Source organism: Elioraea sp., from assembly GCF_051860475.1.
Classification (GTDB): Bacteria; Pseudomonadota; Alphaproteobacteria; order Acetobacterales; family Acetobacteraceae; genus Elioraea.
Genome location: NZ_JBHYDW010000102.1, coordinates 1 through 16,464 on the forward strand (window position 1 = coordinate 1; position 16,464 = coordinate 16,464).

The following is a 16,464-nucleotide window of genomic DNA, read 5'->3' on the forward strand; positions in this document are numbered from 1 at the left end:
CGAGACGTCCGTGCCGATCCGGACGACATAGCCGTCGGTCGCGTCGATCCGGCTGTTGCGCCGGTCGTAGGTGAGTACCTGGCTGACCTGCGAGAGCGTGGTCGTGCCTTCCTGGTCGCGCACGAACAGCGAGGCGCCGGGCTCGATGTTCTCGATCTTGCGCTGCACGAGCGAGTAGCTCCAGGACTGGCGCAGATGCTCGTTGAAGTCGTAGCCGATGCGCAGCGCGAAGCCGACGCGCTTCTCGTCGAAGCTCGCGATGTCGCGGTTGTTGCGGATGATGTAGAACACATCCGCACCGGCGACGAGGTTGCGGTCGAGGAAGTAGGGATCGGTCAGCGAAAGATCGAGCTGGCTGCGCCGTTGCGCGATCGTGACGAGGAACTGCCCGTCCAGCCCGGTGCCGACGAGATTCCGCTCGCGCAGGCCGACCGTGCCGAGCAGCCCGGCGTCCGTCGAGAACCCACCGCCGACCGTCAGTTCGCCGGTCGCCTTCTCCTCGACCTCCACCTGCACCACGGCGCGGTCCGGCGCGCTGCCCGGATTGCTCGTCACATCGACCTTGCCGAAATAGTTCAGGTCGATGATCCGCTGGCGCGAACGGGCGATCCGGGCGGCGTTGAACGCGTCGCCCTCGGCGAGGCGGAACTCGCGGCGGATCACCTGGTCCTTGGTGCGCACATTGCCGACGATGTCGATCCGCTCGACGAACACGCGCGGCCCCTCGACGATCTCGAACACGATGTCGATCGTGCGCGCCTCGGCGTTGCGCGTCAGCCGGGGCCGCACCTCGGCGAAGGCGTAGCCGGCGTTCTGCGCCGCCTGGCTCAGCGCCTCCATGCTCGCCTCGACACGATCGGCGGCGTACCAGGCGCCAGAACGCGCCGTCACCACGTCGCGGAGCTGCGCGGCCTCGAGATTGCGGATCTGCGAGACCACATCGACCTCGCCGAAGCGGTAGCGCTCGCCCTCGTCGACGGTGAACGTCACGAAGAAGCTGGCGCGGTCCGGGGCGAGCTCCGCCACGGCCGAGGCCACGCGGAAATCGGCATAGCCGTTCTTGAGGTAGAACCGGCGCAGCAGCTCGCGGTCGAACGAGAGCCGCTCGGGATCGTACTGGTCCGAGGTCGAGAGGAAGCGCCACCAGGCGGTCTCGCGCGAGGCCACCACCTCCTGAAGCGCGCCGGTCGAGAAGGCTTGGTTGCCGACGAAGTTGATGCGGCGGATCAGCGTGCTCTCGCCCTCGGCGATCTCGAACACCACGTCGACGCGGTTCTGCTCGAGCTCGATGATCTTGGGCTCGATCCGCGCGCCGAACCGGCCGCGCCGGGCATAGACGTCGAGCAGGCGCTGGCGGTCGGCCTGGGCGGCCGCGCGCGTGAACACCGCGCGCGGGCGGAGCTGGAGCTCCGGCCGCAGCGTCGAGTCGCCGAGCGCGCGGTTGCCCTCGAAGGCGATGCGGTTGACGATCGGGTTCTCCACCACCGTCACCACCAGCGTGTCGCCGTCGCGGCGCACCGAGACGTCGCGGAACAGCCCGGTCGCGAACAGCGTGCGCAGCGTGCGGTCGAGCCGGTCAGCCTCGAACGGATCGCCCGGCTGGGCGAGCATGTAGCTGCGGATGGTCGATTCCTCGATCCGCTGCGCGCCCTCGACCCGCACCGCCTGGATCACGCCGGCACCGGCACCGGCCACACCCGGCTGGCGCGGCTGCGCCTCGGGCGTCGCGATGGCGGCAAGGGCAAGCACGCCCGCAAGCAGGATCAGTCGAAGCAGCGGCACTGGCGGTCCCAAACGCGCGACGGATGACAAGGAGCCGGCACCATATCGGCGAGCGGGGGTCGTGTCACCCAAGCAGGCGCGAGACCCAGTCCACCACCCTCAGATGGGTCAGATCGTTCCAGGTCGCGAGCACGAAGAACGCGAGCAGGATCGCGAGCCCGCCGCGGAACGCATATTCCTGCGCCCGCGGTGGCAGGGGCCGGCCGCGCACCGCCTCGTAGGCGTACATCACGAGGTGCCCGCCATCCAGGATCGGGATCGGGAACAGGTTGATCAACGCGAGGTTGACCGACAGCAGCGCCATCAGCCCGATCAGCGGAATGAGGCCGCCCTCGGCCACCTGACCCGAGAGCTGCGCGATCCGGATCGGCCCGCCGATCTCGTCGGTGCCGCGCGTCCCCGCGATCATCTGCCACAGCGCGACCAGCGTCTGCTCGGTGATGCGGACGGTCTCCAGCGCGCCCGCGGAGAGTGCCGCGAGCGGATCGAGCTGGCGGTACTCGGGCACGCCGCCGGCCACCCCGAGCATGCCGATCCGCTGGACATTGCCAAACCGGTCCGACAGCTCGCGCAGGTCCGGGGTGGCAAGCAGCGTCACCCGGGCCGCGTCCCGCTCGACCGTGAGCGTCATGGTCTGGCCGGGACGGAGCCGCACCGTCGCCTGGACATCCTCGAAGCGCTGGGTCGCGCGCCCGTCGATCGCGACGATCCGATCGCCCGGCACGAGCCCGGCCCGCTCGGCCGCGCTCTCGGCCTGCACCCCGGTCACGACGGGCGCGGTGTCCGGCCGTCCCGCCGTCATGAACATGCCCGCGAGCAGCACGGCGGCGAGCAGGAAGTTGGCGAGCGGCCCGGCCGCGACCACCCAGGCCCGGGCGCCCACGCTCTTCTCGCCGAAGGTCTGGCCTTCGCGCCAGACCGGCGGGGGCTCGCCCTTCGCCACCGCCTCGGCGGCCACCTGCGCCCTGTCGTCCGGGCTCTCGTGGCCGTGCAGCTTCACGTAGCCGCCGAGCGGGATCCAACCCACCTTCCAGCGCGTGCCTCCCTTCGCAGTCCAGCCCAGGATCTCGCGCCCGAAGCCGATCGAGAACACGTCCACGTGCACGCCGACCGAGCGCGCGGCGAGATAGTGGCCGAGCTCGTGGAAGAAGATCAGCACGCCGAGGACAAGGATGAACGGCAGGACCGTGCCGAGTGTGCCGCCGAGGACGTCCATGAGCTTGGGGTACTCCGTGATTCAGGCGAAGGCGGGGCCGGCGGCGAGATCGAGCGCGGTGCGCCGCGCGGTCGCATCCGCCTCCAGCACCGCGTCGAGGTCAGGGGCGGCGGGGGTGCCGAGTCGGTCGAGCGCGGCGGCGACCAGGGCGGCGATGCCGAGGAAGCCGATCCGGCCCTCGAGGAACAGCCGCACCGCGACCTCGTTGGCTGCGTTCAGGATGGTCGGCGCCGCGCCCCCGGCGGCGAGCGCCTCACGGGCAATCGTCAATGCGGGGAATCGTTGGTAGTCAGGCAGTTCAAAGGTAATCCTGCCGAGCGAGGCGAGATCAAGCCGGCGCGTCGCGGTGGTCATCCGACGGGGCCAGGCGAGCGTGTGGGCGATCGGGACGCGCATGTCGGGCGGACCCATCTGTGCCAGCATCGAGCCGTCGATGTACTGCACGATCCCGTGGATCGCGGCTTCGGGATGAACCAGCACCTCGATGCGGTCGGCGGGGACCGGGAACAGGCAGGCTGCCTCGATCACCTCCAGGCCCTTGTTCATCATGGTCGCGCTGTCGATCGTGACCTTCGCGCCCATGCGCCAGACCGGGTGGTTGAGGGCGTCCTCGGGCCGGATCGCGCGCATCCGCTCGCGCGGCCAGTCGCGGAACGGGCCGCCCGAGGCGGTCAGCACGATCCGCTCGATGCTGTCGGGAGCCGTGCCGTCGAGCGCCTGGAAGATCGCGTTGTGCTCGGAATCGGCCGGCAGCAATGTCGTGCCTGCGGCCTCGGCCACCGCGTGCAGCATCCTCCCGGCGCAGACCAGGCACTCCTTGTTGGCGATCGAGACGATCCCGCCCCCGGCGGCTGCGGCCATGGTGGCGGGCAGGCCGGCCGCGCCGACGATCGCCGCCATGGTCCAGTCGACCGGGATCGAGGCCGCCGCGATCACCGCAGCCGGACCGCCGTCGACCGCGATCCCGGTGCCCGCCAGCGCGGCCTGGAGAGTCGGCAGGGCCGACGCGTCGGCGACCACCGCACGCCGCGCACGCACCCAACGCGCCGCCGCCGCGAGTGCGGTTGCGTTCCCGTTCGCGACCAGGGCGACCACCTCGAAGCTTCCGGGCGGGGCCTCGGCGATCAATTCGAGCGTGGCGCGCCCGACCGAACCGGTGGCCCCGAGCACGGTCACGCGGCGGGGCCTGCCATTCAGCCCCACAGCACGGTCCCTTGTCCCAGCGCCAGCGACAGCGCGGCCGCAACCGGCACGGCGGCGATCAGCCCATCTGCGCGGTCGAGTAGCCCGCCATGGCCAGGGATCAGCCGCGACGTGTCCTTCACCGCGAAGCGGCGCTTGATGAAGCTCTCCAGCAGGTCGCCGCACTGTGCCGTCAAGCCGATCGCGGCCGCGACCAGCATCACCGAGGCAGGGGCCACGCCCGGCGTCAGCACGGCCGCCACGCCGATCCCCGCCGCGATCGCGGCCACAAGCCCGCCCGCGCCGCCCGACCACGTCTTGTTCGGGCTGACCGCAGGCGCGAGGCGCGGCCCGCCGATCATCCTTCCCGCAACATAGGCGCCGATATCGGACGCCCAGACCACCAGCACGACGAACAGCACATTGGCCCGACCAGCATCCCCGGCGTCGCGGAGCCAGATCAGCCCCACGCCCGCGAGCCCGATATATACCACGCCGGCGGCGAGCCAGGCGGCCGGGCGTCGCTCGCCCGGCAGCAGCGCGGGCTGGCGCGCGATCGCCCAGGCGACTGCGGCGCCCGCACCAAGCAGGCCGAGGGCGAGGATCCAGGCTCCCGCCACCGACGCAAGCCCGGCGGCGAGCAGCGCCAGCGGCACGGCCAGGCCCGGAAAGGCGCGCAGCCGGGCGCCGCAGAGATGCACCCATTCCCAGGCGAGCACAGCGGTGCCGGCGGCGACGAATACCATGAACCACTCCGCGCCGAACCAGATCGCGCCGAGCGCGATCGGTCCCAGCACCAGGGCCGAGACGGCACGCCTGGAGAGGTCGCTCCAACGTCCGGCCGCGCCTGCCGTCATGCGGAGGGAGGCGGCGGGCTCAGCCCGGGCGGGCGCCATAGCGTCGCTCCCGGCCGGCGAAGGCAGAGAGCGCCTGGGCGAAGTGCTGCGGGCCGAAATCGGGCCAGAGCACGTCGAGGAAGACGAGCTCGGCATAGGCCGCCTGCCAGAGCAGGAAGTTCGAGATCCGCTGCTCACCCGAGGTGCGTATGACGAGGTCCGGATCGGGCATGCCGTCGGTCTCGAGAAAGCGGGCGAAGCTCAGCTCATCGACTGCCTCGGCCGACACGCGGCCCTCGGCGACGGCGCGGGCGAGCCGGCGCGCGGCGCCCGCGATCTCCGACCGCCCGCCATAGGACAGCGCGATCACCAGGTTGAGGCGGGTATTGGCGATCGAGGTCCGCTCAGCCCGCTCGATCGCCTCGCGCATGCCGGTATCGAGCCGGTCGCGGTCGCCGATCATGCGCAGCCGCACGCCGCGCCGGATCATCTCGGTCCAGTGCCGCTCGATCCCCTGCTGCAACAGCCCCATCAGCCCGCCGACCTCCTCTGCCGGACGGCGCCAGTTCTCCGACGAGAAGGCATAGAGCGTCAGCCACGGCACGCCGTGCGCGAGCGCCGCATCGACCGCGCGCCGCGCGGCCTCGGCCCCCTCGCGGTGACCGGCGAGCGCGGGCATGCCGCGCCGGGCCGCCCAGCGGCGGTTGCCGTCCATGATGATCGCCACGTGCCGCGCGAGCGGCGGTGCGGCCAGCGCGGCAGCGGAGGCGATCGGAAGGGGGGCGTTCATGGGGCGGGGGGCGGACGGTCAGGGCTGCTTGATGTCGGCGTCCTTGGCGGCGAGCGCCTCGTCCACCTTGCGGATATACGCGTCGGTCAGCTTCTGCACCTCCTCGGCCCAGTCGCGGTGCACGTCCTGGCCGATCTCGTGGTCCTTCTCGAGCCTCTTCAACGTCTCCATGCCGTCGCGGCGCACCGCGCGGATCGCGACGCGCGCGGCCTCGGCGTATTTGCCGGCCAGCTTGGCGAGCTCGATCCGCCGCTCGGTCGTCAGCGGCGGCAGGGGCACGCGCACGGTCTGCCCGTCGCTCGCCGGGTTCAGGCCGAGCCCGGCATCGCGGATCGCCTTCTCGACCGAGGACACCGCCGTACGGTCCCAGACCTGTACCGTCAGCATGCGCGGCTCCGGAACGCCGATCGTGCCGACCTGGGTGATTGGCATCTCGGTGCCGTAGATCTCGACCTTGATCGGATCGAGCAGCGCGGGGCTCGCCCGGCCGGTGCGCAGCCCAGCGAACTCCTTCCTCAGCGTGTCGAGCGCGCCATCCATGCGCCGGCTCAGATCGCCGGTGATCTGCTCGAGCGTTGGCGGGGCCTTGGCCATTCGCGTCTCCCCTCGTCGGTCAGCACTGTGCCACGCCGGCCTCGCTCCGCTCAGGCCGGCTCGTCGGTGACGACGGTGAAGGTGCCGCGGCCGCGCATCACGTTGGCGAAGGCGCCGTGCTCCTGGATCGAGAACACGACGATCGGCAGGCCATTCTCGCGCGCGAGGCTGATCGCCGAGGCGTCCATCACGCCGAGATCGCGCGCGAGCACATCGAGGTAGGTCAGCCGCTCGTAGCGTTGCGCGCCGGGGTCCTTGCGCGGGTCGGCCGAGTAGACCCCGTCCACCTGCGTGCCCTTCAGCAGCGCGTCGCAGCCCATCTCGACCGCGCGGAGTGCGGCGGCGGTGTCGGTGGTGAAGAACGGATTGCCGGTGCCGGCGGCGAAGATCACCACCCGGCCTTTCTCCATGTGGCGGATCGCGCGACGGCGGATATAGGGCTCGCAGACCGAGCTCATGGGGATGGCAGATTGCACGCGGGTGTGCACGTCGAGCTTCTCGAGCGCATTCTGCAGCGCAAGTGCGTTCAGCACGGTCGCCAGCATGCCCATGTAGTCGGCCGAGGCCCGCTCCATCCCGGCCGCCGCGCCCGAGATGCCGCGGAAGATGTTGCCGCCGCCGATCACCAGGCAGACCTCGACCCCCAGCGCGATCACCGCGCGGACGTCCTCGGCGATCCGACCCACGGTCTCGGTGCAGATGCCGTACTCGCGCTTGCCCATCAGCGCCTCGCCCGACACCTTCAGGAGCACGCGTCGGTAGCGGGGCGCATCCTCCATGAAGCGGGCGTCCTTCTGCAGCAGAGCGGGGCCGGACTCGGGCGCGACCACCAGTGTAGGGTGGATCGCCGTCTCGGGCATCCCCGCTGCCGGCATCGTCACGACCCTCAGCGCGCCGCCGCCGCGACCTCGGCCGCGAAGTCCGAGGTCTCCTTCTCAATTCCTTCGCCGAGCTGGAAGCGGACGAAGCCGGCGAGCTGCGCGCCCGCCTTCTTCACCACATCCTTCACACGGCTCTCGCCGTCATGCACCCAGACCTGCTCGAGCAGCACGACCTCCTCGTAGTATTTGCGCACCCGTCCCTCGACCATCTTCTCGATGATGTTCTCGGGCTTGCCGGAGGCGCGCGCCTGCTCGGCGAGCACGGCCTTCTCGCGCGCAAGCGCCGCCGGATCGACCGAGCCGATGTCGAGGAACTCCGGCCGGGCGGCAGCGACATGCATGCCGATCTGCCGCCCCAGCGTTGCGAGCGCCTCGCCCGGCTCGCCGACCAAGGCGACCAGCACGCCGATCCGCCCAAGCTCGGGCTTGAGCGCGGAGTGCACATAGGTGGCGACCACGCCATTCGGCACCGCCAGCATCGCGGTGCGCCGGATCGCCATGTTCTCGCCGATGGTCGCGATCAGATGCGTCAGCTCCTCCGCGACCGTCCTGCCGGTGCCCGGGAACGCCTTGCCCTTCAGCGCCTCGACATCGCCGCCGGTCTCCAGCGCGAGCGTCGCGCTGGTGGCGACGAAGTCCTGGAAGGTCTCGTTGCGGGCGACGAAGTCGGTCTCGGCGTTCACCTCGACGATCGCCGCGCGGCTGCCTTCGGCCCTGACGCCGACCAGCCCCTCGGCGGCCGTGCGGCCGGCCTTCTTCGCCGCCGCCGACAGACCCTTCGTGCGCAGCCAGTCGATCGCCGCCTCCAGGTCGCCACCGGTCTCCGACAGCGCCCGCTTGCAGTCCATCATGCCCGCGCCGGTCTTCTCGCGCAGTTCCTTGACCAGTGCTGCGGTAATCTCCGCCATCGATCCGTCCTCTCGTGCTCTGTCAGGCCCGCGCCTCGGCAGACTCCTCGGATGAGGCGCCCTCGGGTGCCGCCTCCTCGGCCGGAGGCAGCTCATCCATCGGCACCTCCTCGGCCGCGCCGAGATCCAGGCCCGAAGCCGCCATCTCGGCCGAGATGCCATCGAGCACCGAGCCCGCGATCAGGTCGCAGTACAGCGCGATCGCCCGGATCGCGTCGTCGTTGCCGGGAATCGGGTGGGTCACACCCTCGGGGTCGGAGTTGCTGTCGAGCACTGCCACCACCGGGATGTTCAGCTTGCGCGCCTCCTGGACCGCAATCTTCTCCTTGTTCGTGTCGATGATGAACAGGATGTCCGGCAGGCCGCCCATCTCCTTGATGCCGCCGAGGGCGCGCTCGAGCTTGTCGCGCTCGCGCGTCAGCATCAGCTGCTCCTTCTTGGTGAGCCCCGTGGTCTCGGCGCCGAGCTGCTCCTCGATCGTGCGCAGCCGGCGGATCGAATTCTGGATCGTCTTCCAGTTGGTCAGCATCCCGCCGAGCCAGCGGTGGTTCACATAGTACTGGCCGCAGCGCTTCGCCGCTTCGGCCACGTAGTCGGCCGCCGAGCGCTTGGTGCCGACGAACAACACACGCCCGCCGCCCGCGACGACGTCGCGTACCGCCTGCATGGCACGGCTCAGCAGCGGCACCGTCTGCTGAAGGTCGACGATATGGACCTGGTTGCGCACCCCGAAGAGGTACGGGGCCATCTTCGGGTTCCAGCGCCGGGTGTGGTGGCCGAAATGGACGCCGGCTTCCAGAAGCTGGCGCAGGGTGAACACGGGCAGGGCCATGGGGCCGTCCTTCTCCTTCACGCGTCCGGTTCGATCCTCCGCGGCGCCGCGCGGGCCACCGCCATCCTTGGCGTGAGCCCGCACCGGACCCCGGGCATCCCCCGGGAAGGCTGCACCGCGTGCGAATTGGCCGGCGCGGGAGTCCCCCGCGCACGGCAGAGCCGGGTGATACAGGGCAGGAACGTTGAGGGCAAGGGCCGCACGTCGCAGGGGTGCCGCGCGACGACGGCACTACCAGGTCTTGTCGGACTCCGGCGGGCCGATGCCGACCTGGGTATCCGCAGCGATGTCGGCGATCCCCTTGATCTTGCGGGCCCGGGCGACCGAAGCGGCGTCCGCCTCGCCGGTGATCACGCCGATCGCGTCCAGCACGTCGCGGACCGCGAAACCGGCGGCCGCGAGCTCGCTCCGCACCTCGGCGGGCTTGCGCTCGCCGCTGAGCGTCACGATCCAGGTCTTGCGCTTGGCCATGGTCGGGCCCCTTCCCGTTCCCGACCGCAAGGCGATCTCGCCGCCGGGAACGGGTCGGAACTCTAGCTATGGCGCCTGGACAAGGCCAGCACCGACCCGGGAGCCCGGGAACGGCAGGCGCCGGGCGGTCGCCTGCAGCTTCCGCCACAGGGTCGCGCCGCGCATCGAGGCGCTGGTCTGTGCCCACAGCGCGGCGCAGCCGGCCACGTGCGGGCACGCCATCGAGGTGCCGCTGATCGTGCGGTAGCGCGTCGGCCGCGGCCAGGACGAGAACACGTCGCGGCCCGGCGCGGCGATCTCGATCTTGCCGAAGTTCGAGAAGGACGACGGGACCAGGGTCGGATCGAGCGATGCGACCGACATGATGGTCGGCGAGTTGGCCGGCGCGCCGGTCTGCGAGGCGGCGTTGCCGGCGGCGGCGATGATCAGGCAGCCGGCCGAGAGCGCGGCCTGTCCGGCCGCGGTATAGGCGGCTTGGACCGGGCTCTGGCTGCCGAGCGACATCGAGATCACCGCGCAGCGATTGGCGATCGCCCAGTTCATCCCGGCGAGCACGCCTGCGCCGGTGCCGCCGCCGGAGTTCGTCAGCACCTTGCCGACGAAGATCCGCGAGGCATAGGCGACGCCGTAGCGTGGCGTCGCACCGGGTGGCGACTTCGGTCCGCAGGCGGTGCCGATGCAGTGCGTGCCATGCCCGTGCAGGTCCTGCACCGGCTGGCCGACGAAGGTCTGCGTCGTCATGGGCCTTCCGGCGAAGTCCGGGTGGCCGAGATCCATTCCGGTGTCGAGCACCGCGACCCTGATGCCCACGCCGCTGCGCGTGCTCGGCGGCACACGGCAGCGGATCAGCCCCCAGGTTGCGCCCAGCACCTCGGGCTCGATCTCCTCCTCGTCCTCGCCGGGGACCGGCGCGCCCTTGAGGTCGCGCGCGATCGTGTTGGCTGCGGCGAGGAACCCGCGCATGTAGTCCGAGCCCTCGGCGAACACGAAGTACTCGGGCTCGATCACCTCGATCGGGCTGTCCGACGCCGCCGCCTCGAAGGTGCTCATGCCATGGGCCTGGAGGGCCGCGGCGGTGACCACGGCGACACCGATCTCGGGGAAGTTCAGCGCCTCGGCATCGCCGGCATCCTCGAGTGCGACAGCCTGTCCGGCGAAGTCGCGCGCATCTGCCATGCGGAAGTCCTGTGCCTTGAGCGCCTTCGCGCCCTCTTCCGCCATGCCCTCGCGATAGGTCACCAGGTAGCGCCCGGTCTCGAGAGTATCGCCGCCGCGTTCGAGCGCGGCCAGCAGCAACTGCTCCGCCGATGCCGAGACAGCGGCGCTGGAGGGAGTGTCGCCGGTTGGGGTGGTCGCGGCCCCGCGCCGTGTCTGCGGCCGCCTGCCTCGCCGGATTGCCATGGCCGTCTCTCCTGTTCCATTTCGTTCCGGCGCAGCACAGTTCGCTACGCCATCGATACATTAGACCTGCGCGTGTGTCGACGCAAGTGAAATGAGACGCCTCGGAACGATCTAGCCGCGTGGAAGGCGTCCTGCCGCGCGCCGGGCCTCGTAGGATTTCGCGTGCAGATGCGCCGTCTCGTGCAGAGCATCATCGACACCGGCACGGCGGGCGGCATCGAGCAGGAAGCCGAGGATGTGATCCGACTCGATGCGTCCGCCCGCCTCCAGGTCGCGCAGCATCGAGGCCGCCGCCGGGCTCGCGCTGCGGAACATCGGCAGAAGCTCGCGCTCCAGCGCCTGCGGGCGCACCGGATGGCCATGCGCTGCGGCGATTGCAACGTTCCGCTCCAGCACGCGATCGATCCAGCCCTGTCCGCCGGCAGCGGCGATCTCGCCGAGATTGGCGCGCATCAGCACGGTCGCGATCACGAGCGTGCCGATCAGCACCAGCTTCTCCCACATCCGCCCCGTGATGTCGGCCACGGCATCCGCCCGGATCGGAGTGGCGTCGAAGGCGCGCTTGAGCGCCCCTACCCGCTCGGACATCGTGCCATCGAGCTCGCCGAACTCCAGCATCTGCACCGGCGCGAGATGACGCACCACGCCCTCCTGCGTCAGCGTCGCCTGGATCTTGGCGAGCCCTCCGAGCACGCGGGCTGCCCCGAACGCGGCGGTCAGCGTGTCGATGTGCGAAAGGCCGTTCAGCAGCGGCAGCACGGCAGTGGTTTTGCCGACGGCCGGGCGGATCGCCGCGATCGCGGCGTCGAGGTCGTACGCCTTGGCGGTCAGGAGCACCACATCCCACGCGCCCGCGCCGGGCAGGGCCTCGGCGGTGAGCGCGGTGACGGCGATCCTGGCGTCGCCCGCCGACGGGCTCTCGATCACCAGCCCGCCGCCGTCGAGTTGCGCCTTGCGGCCGGGACGCACCAGGAACGCGACCTCGGCCGAGCCGGTCTGGACAAGCCGGCCGCCGAAATACCCGCCGACCGCGCCGGCACCAAGCACCAGGATGCGCATCATGCCCTTCCTTCGACCACGTGCCCGTCGCGCAGCGTCAGTGTCCGGTCCATCCGCGCTGCAAGATCAGGATTGTGGGTCGCGATCAGTGCCGCGACCCGGCGGTCGCGCACGAGCGATAGAAGCTCGCCGAACACCACATCCGCCGTCGCCATGTCGAGGTTCCCGGTCGGCTCGTCGGCCAGCAGCAGCCTCGGCGCATTGGCGAGCGCGCGCGCGATCGCCACGCGCTGCTGCTCGCCGCCCGAGAGCCGCGCCGGACGATGGTTGAGCCGCGCCGACAGCCCGAGCGTGCCGAGCAGCGTCTCGGCGCGCTGCCCCGCCTCACGCTTCGACACGCCGGCGATGACCTGCGGCATCGCCACGTTCTCGCGCGCGGTGAACTCAGGCAGCAGGTGATGGAACTGGTAGACGAAGCCGATCGTCGAGCGGCGAAGCTCGGTCCGCGCGGTGTCGCCGAGCGCGGAGGCCTCCTTCCCGCCCACCTCGATCAGTCCCGCATCGGCATGTTCGAGCAGCCCCGCGATGTGCAGCAGCGTCGATTTGCCCGCCCCCGACGGGGCGACCAGCGCCACGATCTCGCCCGGCGCGACCGCGAGATCGACCCTGCGCAGCACCTCGAGCAGACCGTCGCCGGTGCGGAACGTGCGCGTCACGCCGGCGAGCCGCAGCACCGGCTCACTCATACCGGAGCGCCTCCACCGGATCGAGCCGCGCGGCGCGGAACGCCGGATAGAGCGTGGCGGCGAGCGACAGCCCCAGCGCCATCAGCGTGACCTGCAGCACCTCGTCGGGATCGACCACCGCCGGCAGGCGCGAGAGGAAGTAGATCTCGGCCTGGAACAGCTCCTGGCCGGTGAGCCCCTGGAGCCATTGCCGGATCGTCTCGATATTGAGCGAGAATGCGAGGCCGAGCACCACGCCGATCACGGTGCCGAGCACGCCGATCGAGGCACCGCACATCAGGAAGATGCGCATCACCGCACCCTTGGTGGCCCCCATGGTGCGCAGGATCGCGATGTCGCGGCCCTTGTCCTTCACCAGCATCACCAGCGAGGAGATGATGTTGAACGCGGCCACCAGGATGATCAGCGTCAGGATCAGGAACATCACATTCCGTTCCACCTGCACGGCTTGGAAGAACGAGGAGTTCGCCTGCTGCCAGTCGAGGATGCGCACGGGTTGCTCGCGCAGGGCATCGCGGATGGCGAACGCGACCTGACGGATCCGTGCGGGATCCTCGACGAACACCTCCACCTGGGTCGCCGCACCCTCCTGGCGGAAATAGGCCTGCGCCGCCTCGAAGGGCAGGAACACGTAGGAGGAGTCGTACTCGTACATGCCGACCTCGAACAGGCCGACGATCCGGTAGGCGACCACGCGCGGCACGGTGCCGAACGCCGTCACCTGGCCCTGCGGCGAAACGAGGCTGATCCGCTCATCCACACGAAGGCCGAGCCGTGAGGCGAGCCGCGTGCCGATCAGGATCGCATCGTTGCCCTCGAAGCGGTCGAGCGACCCAGCAACGATGTTGTCTGCGAGGATCGGTCGCGCGCGCAGGTCCTCGGCCCGCATCCCCCGCGCGAGCACGCCCGAAGCGCCGCCCCGTTCGCCGGTGCCGAGCACCTGGCCCTCGACGATCGGGATCGCCTGCACCACACCCGGGATGCGCCGCACCCGTTCTGCGGCCGCGTCGAACTCGGCGAGCGGACCCGCGGCGCCATAGACGCCGAGATGCCCGTTCAGCCCGAGGATCTTGCCGAGCAGTTCCTGCCGGAATCCGTTCATCACGCTCATCACGATGATCAGCGTGGCGACGCCGAGCGCGATGCCCGCAAGCGAGAATGCCGCGATCACGCTGACGAAGCCTTCCGCCTTGCGCGCGCGCAGATAGCGGAACGCGACCATTCGCTCGAAGGGGCCGAACATGGCGCGCTAGCGTCTCAGCCGAGCAGGCGTTCCAGCACCGCGTCGCGGTCGAGCTCGTGCCGCTCGCCCCCCTTGCGGCGCTTGAGTTCGGCGCGTCCGGCAGCCGCGCCGCGTGGACCGACGATCACCTGCCAAGGGAGCCCGATCAGGTCCATGTCGGCGAACTTCACCCCGGCCCGCTCCTCACGGTCGTCGTACAGCACCTCGGTGGCGGTGTTGCGCAGCGCGGCATGGATCTCGTCGCAGAGCGCGTCGGTTGCCGCGTCGCCCGGCTTGAGATTGATCAGCGCGACGCGGAACGGCGCCACGCTCTCGGGCCAGATGATACCGGTCTCGTCATGGCTCGCCTCGATGATCGCGCCGACCAGCCGCGAGACGCCGATGCCGTAGCTGCCCATCTCCGGGTGCACTGGCTTGCCGTCGGGTCCCTGCACCGTCACGCCCATCGGCTTCGAGTACTTGGTGCCGAAATAAAAGATGTGGCCGACCTCGATGCCGCGTGCCTCCACGCGCTGCCCGTCGGCGAGCGCGCCGAACGCGATCGGATCGTGCTTCTCGTCGGTCGCGGCGTAGAGAGAGGTCCAGGAGTCGACGAGCGGCTGGAGATCGGACCCGTAATCCACCGCCTCGCCCAGGATGTCCCGCTCGACGAGGTCGCGGTGGACGAAGACCTGGCTTTCGCCCGTGTCGGCGAGGATGACAAACTCATGGCTGAGATCGCCGCCGATCGGTCCGGTGTCCGCGCGCATCGGGATCGCCTTAAGGCCCATGCGCGCGAAGGTGCGCAGATACGCGACGAACATCCGGTTGTAGCTCTGCCGCGCGCCTGCCTGGTCGAGGTCGAAGGAGTAGCTGTCCTTCATCAGGAACTCGCGTCCGCGCATCACGCCGAAGCGCGGGCGCACCTCGTCACGGAACTTCCACTGAATATGGTAGAGCATCAGCGGCAGGTTCCGGTACGACTTCACGTAGGTGCGGAAGATGTCGCTGACCATCTCCTCGTTGGTCGGACCGTAGAGCAGTTCGCGCTCGTGGCGGTCGCGGATGCGCAGCATCTCCTTGCCGTAATCCTCGTAGCGCCCGCTCTCCTTCCAGAGCTCCGCGGGCTGGATCGTCGGCATCAGGAGCTCGTGGCAGCCGGCCGCGTCCTGCTCCTCGCGCACGATGCGCGCGATGTTGGTGAGCACCCGATGGCCGAGCGGCAGCCAGGAATAGATCCCGGCAGCCTGCTGGCGGATCAGTCCCGCGCGCAGCATCAGCCGGTGCGAGACGATCTGCGCCTCGGCCGGCGTCTCCTTGAGCGTAGGCAGGAAGTAGCGAGAAAGGCGCATCGCGTCGCGGCATCCCGGATGGCGGAGGAGCCGCGCACACTAGCGACGTGGCGGCGTTCCGTCACGCGGGCTCAGCGCCGGCGGGCCTCGGCACAGGCGGCGGCGAGGCCGGCCGCTGCATCCGGCGCGAGCGGCTGGCCGTTGAAGAGCACGATGCCGCTGTCGACCTCGATGATGCCGAGCGGCAGATCGGCGATTATTCCGGGGGGCAGGCCGAGCCTCCGGCGGAGATCGACACCCAGATAGATCGCAAGGCGCTCAGGTACGATCGCGGCCGAGGGCGCGAGATCGGCAGGCGCAACCCGCCGGCCGCGGACGTCCACGCCGGGTCGGTAGGCCACGTCCGCGGCAGGCACGTGCCGCTCGAGACGGCGACAGTCACGCTCGGCGATCGTTTGCGCGGCCACAGGCAGGGCGCCGGAAGCAACCGCCAGCAAGATCACTGCGATCAGGGCATGGCGCACGGTATCTTCTTTCGCTTTGCTGCGGCGCAGCGACAAAATTCGTTCGTAAGCCTATGGACGCACGGTTTACGTTCCGCTAACAAGAAAAGGGCCGCACGCCTCGCAGCGCACGGCCCAAGTTTAGGGAGGAAACGCCAGTCACACGGCAGGAAGAGGAACAGCCCTCTTCCTGCCGTTGATGTTTGCGCGCGTCGCACCGGTGCGGCAACAGCAAACTCGGCGGCTACGACGCTTTTTTCGTCAGATCAGGCCAGAGCTGCTTTAGAATTGAGCTGACCGCTCATGCCTTGCCCACAATCTGGTCGCCTCCTGGGCACAACCTTGATTCCTGTCAAGAACCCGCGCGGAAGCTGACCCAGTCCGATTCGACCAGGGCCCAGATGCCAAGCCAGACGATGCCCGAGACCAGCGTGGTCACCAGCACCTTGCGCAGCAGCAGCGGCCGTTCAGGCGCGCCGCGGAAATGCGTCTTTTCCTCCGGGTCGGTCACCGGCCGGGTCCAGAACGGCAGCACGGCGAACAGCACGGTCCACCAGACGAGCGCATAGACGACGATTCCGGTGAACCAGGTCATCGGCCCAGCTTCACCGCCCGATCCGCATGACATGCACCTCGATGCCGGGCCGCTTCTGCCACAGCGCTCGCCGCAGCAGACCGCGCAGCGCCCCGCGCGCCGCCTCGGCCACCGCCTCGTCGTCGCGGCGAACCGGAGCGGGCAGCCCGGCGACGGCCGCCATGAGGTCGTCCGCGATCCCGTGCGCCGCGCCGTTCACCACCTGATCGAACAC

The 16,464-nt window shown here is 70.1% G+C and carries 17 protein-coding genes and 1 pseudogene; all 18 read right to left on the minus strand.

Annotated features, from left to right (window positions below; all coding sequences use genetic code 11):
- A partial coding sequence (bamA, locus tag ACTIFU_RS16430) for an outer membrane protein assembly factor BamA (RefSeq protein ID WP_439579403.1) occupies positions 1-1,782 on the minus strand: 1,782 nt, incomplete at its 3' end.
- A 64-nt stretch (positions 1,783-1,846) separates the two neighbouring features.
- Positions 1,847-2,998 carry an RIP metalloprotease RseP gene (gene rseP, locus ACTIFU_RS16435; RefSeq protein ID WP_439579404.1) on the minus strand — a complete coding sequence of 384 codons (1,152 nt, stop codon included), beginning with the start codon at positions 2,996-2,998 and terminating at the stop codon, positions 1,847-1,849.
- Between the two features lie 21 nt (positions 2,999-3,019).
- The gene (gene dxr / locus ACTIFU_RS16440) at positions 3,020-4,174 is read right to left on the minus strand and encodes a 1-deoxy-D-xylulose-5-phosphate reductoisomerase (protein WP_439579405.1); all 1,155 of its coding nucleotides are present in this window, start codon (positions 4,172-4,174) and stop codon (positions 3,020-3,022) included.
- Positions 4,175-4,191: 17 nt separating this feature from the next.
- Positions 4,192-5,076 carry a phosphatidate cytidylyltransferase gene (locus tag ACTIFU_RS16445; RefSeq protein ID WP_439579406.1) on the minus strand — a complete coding sequence of 295 codons (885 nt, stop codon included), beginning with the start codon at positions 5,074-5,076 and terminating at the stop codon, positions 4,192-4,194.
- Positions 5,057-5,806, minus strand: coding sequence for a polyprenyl diphosphate synthase (uppS, locus tag ACTIFU_RS16450; RefSeq protein ID WP_439579407.1), 750 nt, complete (start codon positions 5,804-5,806; stop codon positions 5,057-5,059). Before uppS ends, ACTIFU_RS16445 begins: the two co-directional genes overlap by 20 nt.
- An 18-nt stretch (positions 5,807-5,824) precedes the next feature.
- A complete protein-coding gene (gene frr, locus ACTIFU_RS16455; RefSeq protein WP_439579408.1) occupies positions 5,825-6,400 on the minus strand; it encodes a ribosome recycling factor in 576 nt (191 codons plus the stop codon).
- 50 nt (positions 6,401-6,450) lie between these two features.
- Positions 6,451-7,179, minus strand: a complete 729-nt coding sequence (gene pyrH, locus ACTIFU_RS16460; RefSeq protein WP_439579419.1) for a UMP kinase — start codon at positions 7,177-7,179, stop codon at positions 6,451-6,453.
- A gap of 107 nt (positions 7,180-7,286) precedes the next feature.
- Positions 7,287-8,189, minus strand: a complete 903-nt coding sequence (gene tsf / locus ACTIFU_RS16465) for a translation elongation factor Ts (protein ID WP_439579409.1) — start codon at positions 8,187-8,189, stop codon at positions 7,287-7,289.
- 22 nt (positions 8,190-8,211) lie between these two features.
- Positions 8,212-9,021, minus strand: coding sequence for a 30S ribosomal protein S2 (gene rpsB / locus ACTIFU_RS16470; protein WP_439579410.1), 810 nt, complete (start codon positions 9,019-9,021; stop codon positions 8,212-8,214).
- A 231-nt stretch (positions 9,022-9,252) separates the two neighbouring features.
- Positions 9,253-9,492, minus strand: coding sequence for a hypothetical protein (locus ACTIFU_RS16475; protein ID WP_439579411.1), 240 nt, complete (start codon positions 9,490-9,492; stop codon positions 9,253-9,255).
- A gap of 66 nt (positions 9,493-9,558) precedes the next feature.
- Entirely contained in the window at positions 9,559-10,893 is a 1,335-nt protein-coding gene (locus ACTIFU_RS16480; protein ID WP_439579412.1) for a S8 family serine peptidase, read from the minus strand.
- Positions 10,894-11,004: 111 nt separating this feature from the next.
- Positions 11,005-11,952 (minus strand): ketopantoate reductase family protein, encoded by a 948-nt coding sequence (locus tag ACTIFU_RS16485; RefSeq protein WP_439579413.1) that lies wholly within the window; start codon positions 11,950-11,952, stop codon positions 11,005-11,007.
- On the minus strand, positions 11,952-12,638 hold the full coding sequence (locus ACTIFU_RS16490; RefSeq protein WP_439579414.1) for an ABC transporter ATP-binding protein: 687 nt from the start codon (positions 12,636-12,638) through the stop codon (positions 11,952-11,954). Before ACTIFU_RS16490 ends, ACTIFU_RS16485 begins: the two co-directional genes overlap by 1 nt.
- Entirely contained in the window at positions 12,631-13,881 is a 1,251-nt protein-coding gene (locus tag ACTIFU_RS16495; RefSeq protein ID WP_439579415.1) for a lipoprotein-releasing ABC transporter permease subunit, read from the minus strand. The genes ACTIFU_RS16490 and ACTIFU_RS16495 overlap by 8 nt, the downstream gene beginning before the upstream one ends.
- A 14-nt stretch (positions 13,882-13,895) precedes the next feature.
- Positions 13,896-15,212, minus strand: a complete 1,317-nt coding sequence (proS, locus tag ACTIFU_RS16500; protein ID WP_439579416.1) for a proline--tRNA ligase — start codon at positions 15,210-15,212, stop codon at positions 13,896-13,898.
- A 71-nt stretch (positions 15,213-15,283) separates the two neighbouring features.
- Positions 15,284-15,712 (minus strand): hypothetical protein, encoded by a 429-nt coding sequence (locus ACTIFU_RS16505; RefSeq protein ID WP_439579417.1) that lies wholly within the window; start codon positions 15,710-15,712, stop codon positions 15,284-15,286.
- Positions 15,713-16,007: 295 nt separating this feature from the next.
- A complete protein-coding gene (locus tag ACTIFU_RS16510; protein WP_439579418.1) occupies positions 16,008-16,250 on the minus strand; it encodes a DUF1467 family protein in 243 nt (80 codons plus the stop codon).
- A 10-nt stretch (positions 16,251-16,260) separates the two neighbouring features.
- A pseudogene (locus tag ACTIFU_RS16515) lies at positions 16,261-16,464 on the minus strand (MBL fold metallo-hydrolase); the annotation flags it as partial.